The following is a 14,314-nucleotide window of genomic DNA, read 5'->3' on the forward strand; positions in this document are numbered from 1 at the left end:
GTGATCGAGCACCACGTCCGTGTCCACCCCAGCGCAGACCGATTGCCCCGCGAGGACCAGCTCGCCTGGAAGCTCGCCGCGGTGGCCACCGGCACCCAGGAGTTGGATGCCGAGAGCGCGGCCATGGCCGTCAACCGGGTGATCGACAACACCTCGGTCGCCGTCGCCTCCCTGCTGCGCCGCCCGGTCGCCGTGGCCCGGGCCCAGGCCACCGCCCACCGCGCGCCCACACCCGGCGCGTCGGTCTTCGGCACCCGCACCCGGGTTTCCCCGGAATGGGCCGCGTGGGCCAACGGCACCGCCGTCCGCGAGCTGGACGTCCACGACACCTACTTGGCGGCCGACTACTCCCACCCCGGCGACAACATCCCGCCCCTGCTGGCGGTGGCCCAGCACACCGGCCGCACCGGCGCCGACCTGCTGCGCGGCATCGTCGCCGCGTACGAGATCCACGTGGCCCTGGTCAAAGGCTGCGGTGAAGATCCGTTCCCACGTGCCGTCGACCGCCCACACCCGCAACCGCCGCCCCGTGCTCACCGGCAAGATCCTCCGAACAGGCCCTGACCGCAGCCAAGTTGGCAGTGCCGGGACCGGGACGCCTCGGGGTTGCCGGTGCGGCAGCCCGGAGAACTCCCGTCATCACAGGTCACAAGGCGCGCCTGCGTGGCCAGGCACCCGCAGGCGGTCGCCTGTCCGTGGCCCCAGCTTCAATTCGCGGACACAAATTCCACACATCCCTCTCTTCATACGGGCCGCGATGGTCTACATTGACCGTGCTTCACATGCTGGGACACCAGGCGACAAATGATGACCTATGGGTCCGTCGATACAGACGGCCAGCAGCCGCGTCCCTGGCGCCAGACGTGTGGGTGATCAATCCTTGGAGCCCGAGAGGGGGCCTTGGGTGCGGGGAGCACCCGAGGTTTCGACGGGTTCCCGCGCACCTCGGGAGTCCGGCAGGACATGCGAGTCTGCTGCCGCCAGGGTGGGTTGTTCAAGTAGCTCTGAAATAGCCCGGATGTCATGCGCGGGGGGGCCTCCCGCGGGGAGGAACAGAGCGGCGCGGGGGGCGGGGGCCTCCCGAGAAACAGTGTTGGGCGAACACGTCAAACCACTGGGGACCTGGGGGGTTCTGTGCGGCAAGGGGGATTAGTCAGCCCGTTTCCGTCGGAGCGCGGGCGTCTGACGAACGGGGCAATCAGCCAGCCCGCGATCGACTGGGAGCAGCGGTACCGCCGTGCCGTGATCACCAGCGATACCGTGGCCACCGCCTTCGTGGTGGCGGCGATCGGCGACTTCTTCGGGGCCCGGGACGCGGCCAACTGGCACGAGAAGTGGGGAATTCTCGCATTCGGCACCGAGCTGCTGGTGCTGGGGGCGCTTGCGGTCAGCCGGTCGTGGGCTCCGGCCGTGCTCGGCCAGGGCGCCGAGGAATTCCGCCGGCTCGGACGCTCACTGTTCGCGGCGACCGTCGTACTGGCGCTCGGCGGGATCGCCCTCACCTCGCGCAACATCAAACTCTGGATCTTCGTCGCGATCCCCGCGATCGCGCTCGTCACCATGACCGCGCGATATGTGCTGCGCCTCTGGCTGCACAAACAGCGGAAGGAAGGGCGGTGCCTGAGACCGGTGCTCGCTGCCGGGAGCCTGGCCACCGTGCGCGACCTGATCACCCGAACCCGCAAGTTCCCGCACCTCGGCTGGCGGGTGGATGCGGTGTGCACGACGGACGGTCTCGGGCTCGACGGTGACGAACTGGACGGAGTGCCGGTCGTGGGCCGACTGGTGGACGTCGCGGGCCACGTCCGCCGCGACGGCTACCGTGTCGTCGCGGTCACACCGGACCCGCACTGGTCACCGGACCGGCTGCAGCGGCTGGCGTGGAACCTCGAAGGCAGCGACGCCGAGATGGTCGTGGCCCCCGTGCTGATGGAGGTGGCCGGCCCGCGGCTGCACGTCGACGCGGTGCTCGGGATCCCGCTGCTGCGGGTCAGCATGCCGACCTTCACCGGGGGCCGCCGGGCGGTCAAAGGGGTCGTCGATCGAATAGGCGCAACGATTCTGCTGATGCTGTTCGCGCCGCTGATGACGTTCGTCGCGCTGCTCGTGATGGTGGACAGCCGGGGCGGGGCGTTCTACCGCCAGCGCAGGGTCGGCAAGGACGGCCGCGAGTTCACCATCCTCAAGTTCCGCACCATGGTCGCCGGGGCCGACCGGGCACGTGCCGCGCTGGCCGACCGCAACGAAGGCGCCGGCCTGCTGTTCAAGCTCCGCCGGGACCCGCGGGTGACCCGGGTGGGAGCAGTGCTGCGCCGCTACTCGATCGACGAGCTCCCGCAGCTTTTCAACGTGCTCATCGGATCGATGTCGCTCGTCGGTCCGCGGCCTCCGTTACCGGAGGAGTCCGCTGCGTACGGCCCGGACATCCGGCGGCGGCTGCTGGTCAAGCCCGGACTCACCGGCCTGTGGCAGATCAGCGGACGCAGTGACCTGCCATGGGAGGAGGCGGTCCGGCTCGACCTGCGGTACGTGGAGGACTGGTCGCTCGCCCTGGACACAGTGATCTTGTGGAAGACGCTGCGTGCGGTGGTCCATGGGCAGGGGGCCTACTGATGCGCGGCGGTCGTCGTACGGCCGGCGCGCGGACCGCAGGCCGGGAGGGCCTGCCCCGGGGGAGGAACGGGTCATGAGGGTCAGCGTTTTCGGGCTCGGCTACGTGGGCTGCGTGTCGGCCGCGTGCCTGGCCAGCATGGATCACGAGGTCATCGGGGTGGACGTGAACCGGGTCAAGGTCGACCTGGTCAACGACGGCAAGGCCCCGGTGGTCGAGGAGCGGATCGGCGAACTCATCGCCGAGGTCGTGCGGACCGGAGCGTTGCGCGCCACCGGCGACGTCCGCGAGGCGATCATGGGCAGCGAGGTGTCGCTGGTCTGCGTGGGCACGCCGTCGGAGCCCAACGGCAGCCTGTGCACCACGTACTTGGAGCGGGTCACCGAGCAGATCGGCGCCGCGCTGGCCGAGGGGGCCGAGCAGGGGAGCCGGCACACCGTCGTGTTCCGCAGCACCATGCTCCCGGGCACCTGCCTGAACCTGCTGGTACCGATTCTGGAGAAGTACGTCGGCGGCACGGCCGGGGTGGACATCGGGGTCGCGGTCAACCCGGAGTTCCTGCGCGAGGGCACGAGCGTGCGGGACTTCTTCGACCCGCCCAAGACCGTCATCGGCGAGCTCGACCCGGCAAGCGGCGATGCGGTGATGGCGCTGTACGACGGCTTGCCCGGCGAGGTGTTCCGGGTGCCTGTCCCGACGGCCGAGGCGATCAAATATGCGGACAACGCGTTCCACGGCCTCAAGATCGGCTTCGCGAACGAGCTGGGCGCGGTGTGCCAGGCGCTCGGGGTGGACTCGCACCAGGTGATGGACGTGTTCCTGGCCGACCGCAAGCTGAACATCAGCCCCGCCTACCTGCGGCCCGGCTTCGCCTTCGGTGGCTCCTGCCTGCCCAAGGACCTGCGCAGCCTGGTCCACGCGGCGCAGCGGGCCGACGTCTCGGTGCCCATCCTCTCCCACGTGCTGGCCTCCAACTCCGACCATCTGCAGCGCGCGGTGGACCTGGTCGAGCGCACCGGCAAGCGCCGGGTGGGCCTGTTCGGGCTGTCCTTCAAACCCGGCACCGACGACCTCCGCGAGAGCCCGCTCGTCGAGCTGGCAGAGAGGCTCTTCGGCAAGGGCTACGACCTCAAGATCTACGACGCCAATGTGAGCCTCTCCCGGCTGCTCGGCGCGAACCGCGAGTACATCGAGAGCCGGCTGCCGCACCTCGCGCAGCTGCTCGCGGACTCCGTCGACGAGGTGCTCGAGCACGCCGAGGTGTGCCTGGTCGGGACCAGGGATCCGGCCGTGCTGTCGTCGCTGCCCCATGAGGACGGACCGTTGATCGTCGACCTCATCCGCCTTCCCGACGCCGAGGCGCGCCGGACCGAACCGGGGTACATGGGCCTTGCTTGGTAACGCAACCAGCGGCGACGGGCCGGACCGGCGCGCGCTGATCCTGGTGGAGAACCTGTCGGTGCCGTTCGACCGGCGGGTGTGGCAGGAGTGCACGACGCTGCGCGACGCGGGCTGGGAGGTGCACGTCATCTGTCCCCGGGGGGAGAAGCGGGACACGGAGCCGGAGGCGGTGATCGACGGGGTGCGGATTCACCGCTACCCGTTGCGCGCGGCCACCGGAGGGCCGGCCGGCTATCTGCGGGAATACGGATCGGCGTTGTGGCACACGGTCCGGCTGGCCCGCAAGGTCGGCCCGGTCGACGTGGTCCACGCCTGCAACCCGCCCGACCTGCTGTTCCTGCCGGCACTGTGGCTGAAGCGGCGCGGCGCGCGGTTCGTCTTCGACCAACACGACCTGGTACCCGAGCTGTACCTCTCCCGGTTCGACCGCGGCGAAGACCTGCTCTACCGCGCCGTGTGCGCGCTGGAACGGCGCACCTACCGGGCCGCCGACATCGTGCTCGCCACGAACGAGAGCTACCGGGACGTCGCGCTGCGCCGTGGCGGCCGGCGGCCGGAGGACGTCTTCGTGGTACGCAGCGCGCCCGCGATCGACCGGTTCCAACCGGTGCCACCGGAGCCGGAGTTGAAGCACGGCAAGCCTCATCTGTTGTGCTACCTCGGCGTCATGGGCCCTCAGGACGGCGTCGACTACGCCTTGCGGGCCCTTGCGAAGCTGCGCGACGAGCTCGGACGGACCGACTGGCATGCGGTGTTCGTCGGCGCCGGCGACGCCTTCGACGCGATGGTGGAGCTGTCCCGGCGCCTCGGTCTCTCCGCGCAGGTGCAGTTCACCGGGCGCATTCCGGACGCCGACCTGGTGCGCTACCTGTCCACCGCGGACGTGTGCCTTTCCCCCGACCCGCGCAATCCGCTCAACGACGTGTCGACCATGAACAAGGTCCTGGAGTACATGGCGATGGGGCGGCCGATCGTCTCGTTCGATCTCCGGGAGGCGCGCGTCTCCGCCGGTGACGCCGCCGTCTACGCGCCCGCCAACGACGAGGCCGAGTTCGCGGGGCTCCTCGCGCTGCTCCTTGACGATCCGGAGAAGCGGGCCCGGATGGGCAAGATCGGCCAGGAGCGGATCAGCGGGCCGCTTTCCTGGCGGAACTCGCAAGCGTCGCTGCTCGCCGCCTACGCCGCTGCCTGCCGGGACCATGCTCCGATGTCGGCAGGCGGGCCGGTCCGTACGGGGAAGAGGCCGCGCAATTGAGTGATGACACGATCCGCCTGGTCACGATCGGACGGATTCTCCGTCGGCGGTGGCGGCTTCTCGCCGTACTCGCCGTGGTGGGTGCGCTCGTCGGTTACGGCACCTCGGTGCTGCTGTTTCCGCCGCGGTACACGGCGGCGGCATCGGTACTGCTGCCGGGGCAGTGGGAGGAGCGCGAACTGCTGACTCAGGTGGACATCGCGACCAGCTCGGCGGTGGTCGACCGCGCGGCCGCCACGCTCGGCTGGAAGGGCGTCAGCGGCGCCGAACTGCGGGATCAAGTGAGCGCCAAGGCCGCCGACGGGAACATCATCGAGATCTCGGGTACGGCCGACACCCCAGAGCGCGCGCAGCGGCTCTCCGACCAGGTGGCTCAGCAATTCGTCACCTTCGCCGCGCGGATCGCAGGCGGCAGTGCCGACCCCGAAGCGGCCACGGAGACCGAGGCGCTGCGGAAGAAGGTGGCGGAGACCAACCGCCGCATCACCGACCTGGCCGATGCGGCCGATCCGGGGCAGACCGTGGAGGGCGTGCAGGCCCGCACCGAGCTCGAGAAGCTGCGCACCGCGCTGCAGGAGGCCATGAAGAAGCTGGACCAGGCCGACCCGGCGACCAACAAGGCCGGCATGGTCTTCATGGGGCCGGCGCCCCGGCCTACCGGCGCGGCAGCACCGACGAGGATGCAGCTCATCGTCGCCGGGGCGCTGCTGTTCTTCCTGCTCGCGGTCATCGGCCACCTCGCCGCCGCACGGGTGAGTCGCCGGCTGCACACCGAACCGGAGATCGCCGCGGCGCTGGGCTCGGCGCTCCTTGGCACCGTCGACGTGCCTGGTGAACGGCGCGCGCACCGGCCGGAAAGCCGTGGCCCACGGGTCCGGATCCGCCGACTTCTCGGCGTTGACACCCGGTGGGACCTACCGACCCCGCAGAGGTCCGGCGACGAGGCCGACAGGCGGATCCGCTACCGGCGGGTGTGCGCCGGCCTCCGGGACCAGCTGCCGGCCCCCCGGCGGCTGCTGGTCGTCGTACCGGAAGGCGACGAGATCGCCCGCCGGGCCGCCGGGCAGCTCGTCGCCGAGGCCGAGAGCGATCCGCTGCTGCGGGTGGTGGAGGTTTCGGTGGACCGGCCGATCGTGCCGGACCGCGACACAGAGTCCGGTGCCCTGGTCGTCCTCAGCGCGGGCAGCTGGACCGCGGAGGAGCTCGCCGGCATCGCCGAGGCGTGTGCGGACGGCAGGCATGAGCTCGTCGGCATCGTCGTCGCCGGCACGGTCCTCACCCGTCCGACGCGGACGGCCGGCCGTCCTCCGGACGAGACCACTTCGGCGCCCGCGGTTCGCGGCCACGCGACCGGAGGTTCAGCGTGACCACGAGCACGAATTCGGAGTCGTCGGCCGCCATTCCGCTCCTCGACCTGCAGGCGCTGGTGGTCGCGGTCCGCAGGCGCCGCCGTCTCTGGTGCGCCATGGCGCTGCTTGGACTGCTGATCGGCGCCGCGGTGGCGGTCCTGCTGCCGCCGCCGCCGACCGCGGTGACCAAGGTGCTGGTCGCGCATCAGGCGGACCAGCCGAACGACACCGGAACGCTGATCCGCACCGACGTCCAGCTGCTGGGGACCACGCGGATCGCCGACCAGGCCCTGCGGTCCCTCAAGTCCCCGGAAAAACCGGAAGACTTCATGCGGGACTACCGGGGCACCGGATTGACCAACAACGTGCTCCAGATCGATGTGACAGGTGACACCGACGCGGAAGCGGTGGCCCGGGCCAAGGCACTGGCCGATGCGTTCGTCGCGGACCATGTGAAGCGGATACGGGACACTGCGGATGCCGAGGCCAAGGCCCTGTTCGACCAGCGTGACCGCATGCAGGACGCGCTCGCCGAGGTCAACAAGGCGATCGGCGGCCGATCGCGGGACAGCGACCCGAAAGCGTCGGCGAGCATCGAGTCGCTTTTCGCCCGCCGGGCCGAGCTCACTTCGCGGATCGCCGACTTCGGCCAGCGCGCCGACGAGGCGCGCATCGGCACGCCCCAGCTCATCGTCGGCACGCAGATCGTGGACGCCCCCCGCGCGGTGCGGCACTCCCTGCCCAAGGCCGCCGTCACCAGCGCCGTGATCGGACTCGTCCTCGGGCTCGTCCTCGGGCTCGCGCTGGCCGCGGTCGGCGCGGTGGTGGCAGACCGCCCCGTGCTACGCCGGGACATCGCGGCGAACCTCGGCGCCTCGGTCATCGCGGAGCTGCCCCGCCGGTCGGGCAGGCTGTGGCAGCGCCGACGGACCCGGGCGGCACGCGAACGGCTCACCGCGACGCTGGCCCGCACCCTGCGCGGCTCCGCGGAACCGCTGTCGCTGCTGGAACTGGGCTGTGCGCGCAGCACGAGCGTGATCGCCCTGAGCCTCGCCCGGGCACTGGCGGCGGAGGGGCCAGTGGCCGTCATCGACGCTCTCCCCGGCCCGCAGCTCGCAGGCCGCCGCCCGAAGCCAGGAGACCCCACCGTGGTCAGCGGCGAACGTGCCGCGGCCGTGTCGCCCCAGGAGCGCCGGATCGGCGTCGGCTCGGTGGCGCCCGGCACGGCGTGGACCGACCTCCAGTATCTCGGCACCCAGACCGTGCTTGTCGTGCGTGCCGGGCACGGCAGCGCCGCATGGCTGCACACAGTGGCGCGGCAGCTCGCGGACCAGCGCATTCCGGTGATCGGTGTGGTGCTGATCGACCCCGACCCGCGTGACCGGACCGACGGCACGCTGTGGGACGGGCTGCACACCGCGCTGCGCGGCCGGAGCGAGCGGCCGGTCCGGCAGAACGGTGGGGGTACCTCCCACGCCGTTCAGGCAGCGGGGGAGGGCCGACGGCGCATGGAGCGTCAGCCGATGCGGGCTGCACGGGTCCCGGACAACAACCAGGAGGCGCGGTAGGACATGTGTGGCATCGCAGGCACTTACCGATGGCCGGACGGAAAGGTCGTGACCGACCGGCTCACCGGCACCCTCGCCCACCGCGGCCCGGACGGTACGGGCCGCTACGGCCACCCCGTCGGTGACGGCGAAGTGCAGCTCGGGCACCGCCGGCTGGCCATCATCGACCTGTCCGAGACCGGCGGCCAGCCGATGGTCTCGGACGGCCTCGCCCTGACGTACAACGGCGAGCTGTACAACGCGCCCGAGCTGCGTGCCGAGCTGGCAGCCACCGGGGTGCGCTTCCGCGGTACCTCCGACACCGAGGTACTCCTTGAGGCCTGGCGGCGCTGGGGCACGGACTGTCTGCCCCGACTGCGCGGCATGTTCGCGTTCGGCGTCTTCGACGAGCGAACCGGTGACCTGGTGCTCGCCCGCGACCAGCTCGGCATCAAGCCGCTGTTCCTGCTCCGGCGCGGCGAGGGCCTGGTGTTCGCCTCCGAGCTCAAGGCGCTCGCCGCCGCGACCGGCGGGTCGCTGCGGGTGGACCATGCGGCGCTGGTGGCCTCACTGCTGTACTACTGGGTGCCGGACTCGCGCTGCGCGTTCCGCGAAGCGGAGAAGCTGGCGCCGGGGAGCTGGCTGAGGTGCCGGCCCGACGGCCGGGTGGAGCGCGGCCGGTTCTGGAACCTGAAGGACGTCGCCGCCGAGGGCCGGGAGCGGGCCCGGGCCGGCGAGCAGCCGGACTTCGCCGCCATCGTCGAGGAGTCGACCCGGCGCCACCTGCTCTCCGACGTACCCGTGGCTACCTTCCTCTCCGGCGGCCTCGACTCCAGCTACCTGACCGCGCTGGCGGCCCGCCACCAACCCGGGATCTCCGCTTACACGATCGGCTTCCGCGCCGAGGACGCCAAGTTCGAGGCGATGCCGGACGACCTGCGGTATGCCCGGCAGGTGGCGGAGCGGTTCGGCGTCGACCTGCACGAGATCGAGATCGCCCCGAACGTGCTCGACCTGCTGCCGCAGATGACGTACCACCTGGACGAGCCGATCGGCGACCCCGCCGCGATCAACACGTACCTGATCTGCTCGGCCGCCCGGGAGGCCGGGGTCAAGGTGATGCTCTCGGGGATGGGTGCCGACGAGCTGTTCGCCGGGTACCGCAAGCACCTGGCCAACCTGCTCGCGCTGCGCTACCGGCGCGTCCCGCGGCCACTGCGCCGCGGGGTGTCCGGGGCCGTGGACCGGCTGCCGGTCGCCACGTCCCGCCGGGGGTACCGGTCGGTGCGCTTCGCGAAGCGTTTCCTCTCCTTCGCCGATCTGCCGGAGGAGACCGCGTTCCGGCGCAGCTACACCATGTACGACCAGGACGAGCTGCTCGCCCTTCTCGATCCGGGCCTGGCCGGGACGGTCGAGGACGTTCTGAACGAACATGCGGACGTCTACCAGGACAACGACCTCGACGACTTCGTCAACCGCATGTGCCTGACCGACGCCCGGATGTTCCTGCCAGGCCTGAACCTCACGTACACGGACCGGTCGAGCATGGCCGCCTCGACCGAGGTACGGGTGCCGTATGTCGACGTCGAGGTGGTCAAGGCGGCATTCGCCGTGCCCGGCGAGCGCAAGATCGTCGGACGACAGGGCAAGGCCGTCCTCAAGGAGGCGGCCACCTCGGTCCTGCCCCGGGAGATCGTGTACCGGCCCAAGGGCCTGTTCAGCGCCCCGCTGCGTGCCTGGATGAGCCGGGACCTGGCACCGCTGGTGCGCGAGGTGGTGAACGACGGCCTGCTCGTCCGTTCCGGGTTCCTGCGCCGCGACGCGCTGGCGCGGCTCGTCGCCGAGGATGCCGCCGGGCAGCGGGACTTCTCCAAGCATCTGTGGCACGTACTGACCCTCGAGTACTGGTATCGCGGCGCGACCTCCGGGGCCGGCCAGGACTTTCCCTTGACGGCGTAGAGACAAGAGGACTTCGGGTGAAACAGGTCGTACAGAACTACAAGAGTGGCGAGCTGGCTCTGCTCGACGTGCCGGTGCCGGGGTGCAAGCCGGACGGTGTGCTGGTCCGGAGCGCCTACTCGCTGATATCCACCGGGACCGAGCTCATGAAGGTGTCCGAGGCCGGCATGTCGATGCTGGGCAAGGCCCGCTCCCGGCCGGACCAGGTGGCCAAAGTCATGCAGAGCGTGGCCACCAACGGGGTGCCCGCCACCTACCGCAAGGTGATGGGCAAGCTGGACTCCTACACGCCGCTGGGCTACTCGCTGTGCGGGGTGGTCGAGCAGGTCGGCACCGGGATCGACGATGTGAAGGTCGGCGACCTCGTGGCCTGCGCAGGCAATGAGCACGCGCTGCACGCCGAGCTGAACTGGGTGCCGAAGAACCTCTACGCCCGGATGCCGGACGGCCTCGCGCCGCGGCACGCGGCCTTCGGCACCGTCGGGTCGATCGCGTTGCAGGGCGTCCGCCGCGGCGAGCCGCAGCTCGGCGACGTGGCGCTGGTCATCGGCCTCGGGCTGATCGGGCAGCTGGTGGTGCAGCTGCTGGCCGCTTCGGGAGTTCGCGTCATCGGGGTCGACCCCGACCCGGTGCGCTGCGAGCTCGCCGAGCGCCTGGGCGCGGCGGCCTGCGGCGATCCCGCCTCCGCGGCCGTGGAGAACTCCGTCGCCGAACTCACCGGCGGTCACGGCGTGGACCAGGTGTACCTGGCCGCCGCCGGCGGCAGCAACCAGCCTGTCGAGCTGGCCGCCCGGCTGAGCCGGGACCGCGGCCGGGTCGTCGACATCGGCAAGTGCCGCCTGGACCTGCCGTGGAACGCCTACTACGAGAAAGAGCTCGACGTCCGGTTCTCCCGCAGTTACGGCCCCGGGCGTTACGACCCGGAGTACGAGCTCGAGGGCCGGGACTACCCGATCGGCTACGTGCGCTGGACCGAGCGCCGCAACCTGGCGTGCTTCCTCGACCTCGTCGCCCGCGGCAGCGTCGACGTGGAGCCCCTGGTCTCCCACATCGCCGACTTCGATGACGCGGTCGAGACGTACCAGCGCCTGAAGGACGGAGACCTGAAGGCCGTGGCTGTGCTGTTCCGGTACTCCGAGCACGCGGGGGAAGCGGAGGAAGCGGGGGCCCCGGCGGTGGCCGTGCCCGCGGTGAAGCGACCCAGCGGCGGAGTGTCCGCGCCGGCCCGGGCCGCCAAGACGCCGGTGCGCCTTGCGTTCGTCGGCGCGGGAAACTACGCGACGTCGATGCTGCTGCCACACCTGGCACAGCGCGATGGCGTCAAGCTGTCGACAGTCGTCACCACGACGGCGCTGTCCGCGGCCAACGCGCAGCGGAAGTTCGGCTTCGCCGAGGCGACCACCGATCTCGACGCCGTGCTCGGCGACCCGTCCATCGACGCGGTGTTCGTGGTCACCCGCCACAGCTCGCACGCCGAACTGACCCAAAGGGCGCTGCTGTCCGGCAAGGCGGTGTTCGTGGAGAAGCCGTTGGCGCTCACCGAGGACGAGCTGGCCGGCGTGCTCGCGGCGGTGGAGGAGTCCGGCAACGACCGGCTGCAGGTGGGCTTCAACCGCCGGTTCGCGCCGCTGCTGCAGGAGGCCAGGAAGCGGTTCGGCGCCCGGACCGGTCCGGCGAGCCTCCGCTACCTGGTCAACGCGGGCCGGCTGCAGCACGGCAGCTGGTACCTCCAACAAGGCACCGAGGGCTCGCGGTTCGCCGGCGAGGGTGGACACTTCATCGACACCGCGAGCTGGCTGCTCGAGGCCGACCCGGTCTCGGTGTACGCGGTCGCCACGTCCGGCAACGAGGACCTGCAGGTCGTCCTGCGCTACCCGGACGGGTCCACCGCCACCATCAGCTACGTCACCAGCGGCGCGCCCGGCTTCCCCAAGGAGACGCTGGACCTGGTCGCGGAGGGCAAGGTGCTGCGGCTCGACGACTTCGTTCGTGCCGCTGTTTACGACGGCCGCCGCAGGCGGTGGGTCAGTTCGCGGCTGCCCAAGGCCCGGGACAAGGGCCAGTCCGCCGAGCTGGCCGCGTTCATCAAGGCCGTGCGGACCGGCGGGCCGATGCCGGTGCCGCTGGAGTCGCTGGTCGCCACCACCTCGGCCACTCTCGCCGTGCAGGCCGGCCTGGCCGGCGGTGCTCCGGTCACGTTGGCGAGGACGCGATGACTGTGATCTCGGGGAGTCCGGGCTGGTACCTGCGGCGGCTGTCCCGGATGGGACCGCAGGAGGTAGCGGGCCGGGTGGGCGACGCGGTGCGCAGGCGGCGGTGGCGGTCGGCGCGGCCGGACTGCCCGAGCGTGACCGGGGCCCGCTTCACCGCGGTCCTGCCCGCAGGGACGATCGCCGCTGTGCCACCGGACGCCGCGAAACGGCTCATCGCCGAGGCGGACCGGCTGATGTACGGGCACGCCGAGTATTTCGGGGTGGTCCGCGACGACCTGGCCGACCCGGACTGGTGGTGCGACCCGAAGACCGGGCGCCGGGCTCCGTGGGGCTACGCCTTCGACGTGCCGTACCGGAACGAGGACGCGGTCGGGGACATCAAGCAGATCTGGGAGTTGTCCCGGCATCAGTACCTCACCGTGCTGGCCGCAGCCTACGCGATCACCGGGAACGAGCGGTACGCCGAGCGCGTGGCGGAGCACCTGCGGTCGTGGTGGGCGGCCAACCCACCGCTGCGCGGCGTGCACTGGATCAGCGGCATCGAGCTGGGCATCCGGCTGCTGTCCTGGGTCTGGATCCGTCGACTGCTCGACGGCTGGCCGGGCGCGACCGGGCTGTTCGAGGGCAACCCGGTGGCGCTGAACCAGATCTGGCACCACCAGCGCTGGCTGGCCGCCTTCCCCAGCCGAGGGTCTTCGGCGAACAACCACGTCATCGCCGAGACCGTCGGGCAGTTCGCCGCAGCCTGCGCGTTCGGGTGGTTCCCCTCCTCGGCGCGTTGGCGAGCCGACGCGCTGCGGTCGCTGGAGCGACATTTACGCAGCAACACCTTCGATTCCGGCCTCAACCGAGAGCTGGCCACCGAGTATCACGGACTTGTGCTGGAACTCGGCCTGGCCGCGGCGGCCGAGGCGGATGCCGCCGGCGTGCCGGTCCCCGCGTCGATCCGGCTGGTGCTGCTGCGGATGACCGACACGCTCGCGGCCATCGTGGACAGCCGGCTGCGGCCGCCGCGCCAGGGAGACGCGGACGACGGGCACGGTCTGGTCGTGGACGGGGCGGGCACCGACCGCTGGGCCTCGCTGCTGGCCACCGGCGACGCCGTGTTCGGCCGGCTCGAATGGTGGCCGGCGGTGACCGGCACCGATGTGCGCACCCCGCTGCTGGCCGCGCTCCTCCGGCCGTACTCGGAAAATGGAACCGCACCGGCGGTGACACGCCCGGCAAGCCTTCCGGCCCACTTCGCCGACGCGGGGCTCACCATCCTGCGCGGTCCGGGAGAGATCTGGTGCCGCTGCGACGGTGGTCCGCACGGCTTCCTGTCCATCGCCGCGCATGCCCACGCGGACGCGCTGTCCGTGGAGGTCCGGCACGACGGGGTCGACGTGCTCGCCGACCCGGGGACGTTCTGCTACCACGGCCACCCCGAGTGGCGGCAGTACTTCCGGTCGACCCTCGGCCACAACACCCTGCAACTCGATGGCAGTGACCAGTCCGTCTCCGGCGGCCCGTTCCTGTGGACCCGGCATGCCCGCAGCCGCGTCCTGGTCGCGGACACATCCGGCGCCTCCGACGGGGGGACAGCCCGCTGGTGTGCCGAGCACGACGGCTACCGGGGCTCCGTGCACCGCCGCCGGGTGGAGCTGACGGCCGCGAGCCAGGAGCTGCGGGTGGTCGACGAGGTGCGCGGCCCGCGCCGGGCCGTGCACCTCGCGTTCCACCTCGGTCCGGCGATCACCGCGGACTTGGTGGGGAACCGGGCAGTGCTCACCTGGATCCGGGACGGCGAGGGGCGTTCCGCGGTGCTCGACTTGCCCGGGCAGCTGTCCTGGCGGGCGCATCGCGGTGAGACCGACCCGCCGCTGGGCTGGTACTCGGCCGGATTCGGACGCAAGGAACCCACCGCAACGCTGGTCGGCACCGGCTTCGCCGACGGCGCGGACGGGTTCACCACCGTGCTCAGGTTCCGCGGCTAGGGG

8 protein-coding genes and 1 pseudogene are annotated in these 14,314 nt (G+C 71.3%); all 9 read left to right on the plus strand.

Going from position 1 to position 14,314, the window contains the following annotated elements:
- Nucleotides 1-471: pseudogene (locus AB0A61_RS07940) on the plus strand (MmgE/PrpD family protein); the annotation flags it as partial.
- A 663-nt stretch (nucleotides 472-1,134) separates the two neighbouring features.
- Nucleotides 1,135-2,613: a sugar transferase gene (locus AB0A61_RS07945; protein ID WP_361287863.1), complete on the plus strand. Its 1,479-nt coding sequence runs from the start codon at nucleotides 1,135-1,137 to the stop codon at nucleotides 2,611-2,613.
- A gap of 73 nt (nucleotides 2,614-2,686) precedes the next feature.
- Nucleotides 2,687-4,012, plus strand: a complete 1,326-nt coding sequence (locus AB0A61_RS07950) for a nucleotide sugar dehydrogenase (protein ID WP_361287866.1) — start codon at nucleotides 2,687-2,689, stop codon at nucleotides 4,010-4,012.
- Nucleotides 4,002-5,267, plus strand: a complete 1,266-nt coding sequence (locus tag AB0A61_RS07955; protein WP_361287869.1) for a glycosyltransferase family 4 protein — start codon at nucleotides 4,002-4,004, stop codon at nucleotides 5,265-5,267. Before AB0A61_RS07950 ends, AB0A61_RS07955 begins: the two co-directional genes overlap by 11 nt.
- Nucleotides 5,264-6,634 (plus strand): Wzz/FepE/Etk N-terminal domain-containing protein, encoded by a 1,371-nt coding sequence (locus AB0A61_RS07960; RefSeq protein ID WP_361287872.1) that lies wholly within the window; start codon nucleotides 5,264-5,266, stop codon nucleotides 6,632-6,634. Before AB0A61_RS07955 ends, AB0A61_RS07960 begins: the two co-directional genes overlap by 4 nt.
- A complete protein-coding gene (locus AB0A61_RS07965) occupies nucleotides 6,631-8,184 on the plus strand; it encodes a Wzz/FepE/Etk N-terminal domain-containing protein (RefSeq protein WP_361287875.1) in 1,554 nt (517 codons plus the stop codon). The genes AB0A61_RS07960 and AB0A61_RS07965 overlap by 4 nt, the downstream gene beginning before the upstream one ends.
- Nucleotides 8,185-8,187: 3 nt before the next feature.
- Nucleotides 8,188-10,122 carry an asparagine synthase (glutamine-hydrolyzing) gene (gene asnB / locus AB0A61_RS07970; protein ID WP_361287878.1) on the plus strand — a complete coding sequence of 645 codons (1,935 nt, stop codon included), beginning with the start codon at nucleotides 8,188-8,190 and terminating at the stop codon, nucleotides 10,120-10,122.
- A 17-nt stretch (nucleotides 10,123-10,139) separates the two neighbouring features.
- Nucleotides 10,140-12,338: a bi-domain-containing oxidoreductase gene (locus AB0A61_RS07975; protein WP_361287881.1), complete on the plus strand. Its 2,199-nt coding sequence runs from the start codon at nucleotides 10,140-10,142 to the stop codon at nucleotides 12,336-12,338.
- On the plus strand, nucleotides 12,335-14,311 hold the full coding sequence (locus AB0A61_RS07980) for an alginate lyase family protein (RefSeq protein ID WP_361287884.1): 1,977 nt from the start codon (nucleotides 12,335-12,337) through the stop codon (nucleotides 14,309-14,311). The genes AB0A61_RS07975 and AB0A61_RS07980 overlap by 4 nt, the downstream gene beginning before the upstream one ends.
- Nucleotides 14,312-14,314 lie beyond the last annotated feature (3 nt).

Origin of the sequence: Streptomyces sp. NPDC046197 (genome assembly GCF_040646295.1) — a bacterium.
Lineage (GTDB): Bacteria > Actinomycetota > Actinomycetes > Streptomycetales > Streptomycetaceae > Streptomyces.

Coding starts and splice junctions, on each gene's coding strand:
- asnB (WP_361287878.1), top strand. CDS start 8,188: ATGTGTGGCATCGCAGGCACTTACCGATGGCCGGACGGAAAGGTCGTG.
- AB0A61_RS07950 (WP_361287866.1), top strand. CDS start 2,687: ATGAGGGTCAGCGTTTTCGGGCTCGGCTACGTGGGCTGCGTGTCGGCC.
- AB0A61_RS07980 (WP_361287884.1), top strand. CDS start 12,335: ATGACTGTGATCTCGGGGAGTCCGGGCTGGTACCTGCGGCGGCTGTCC.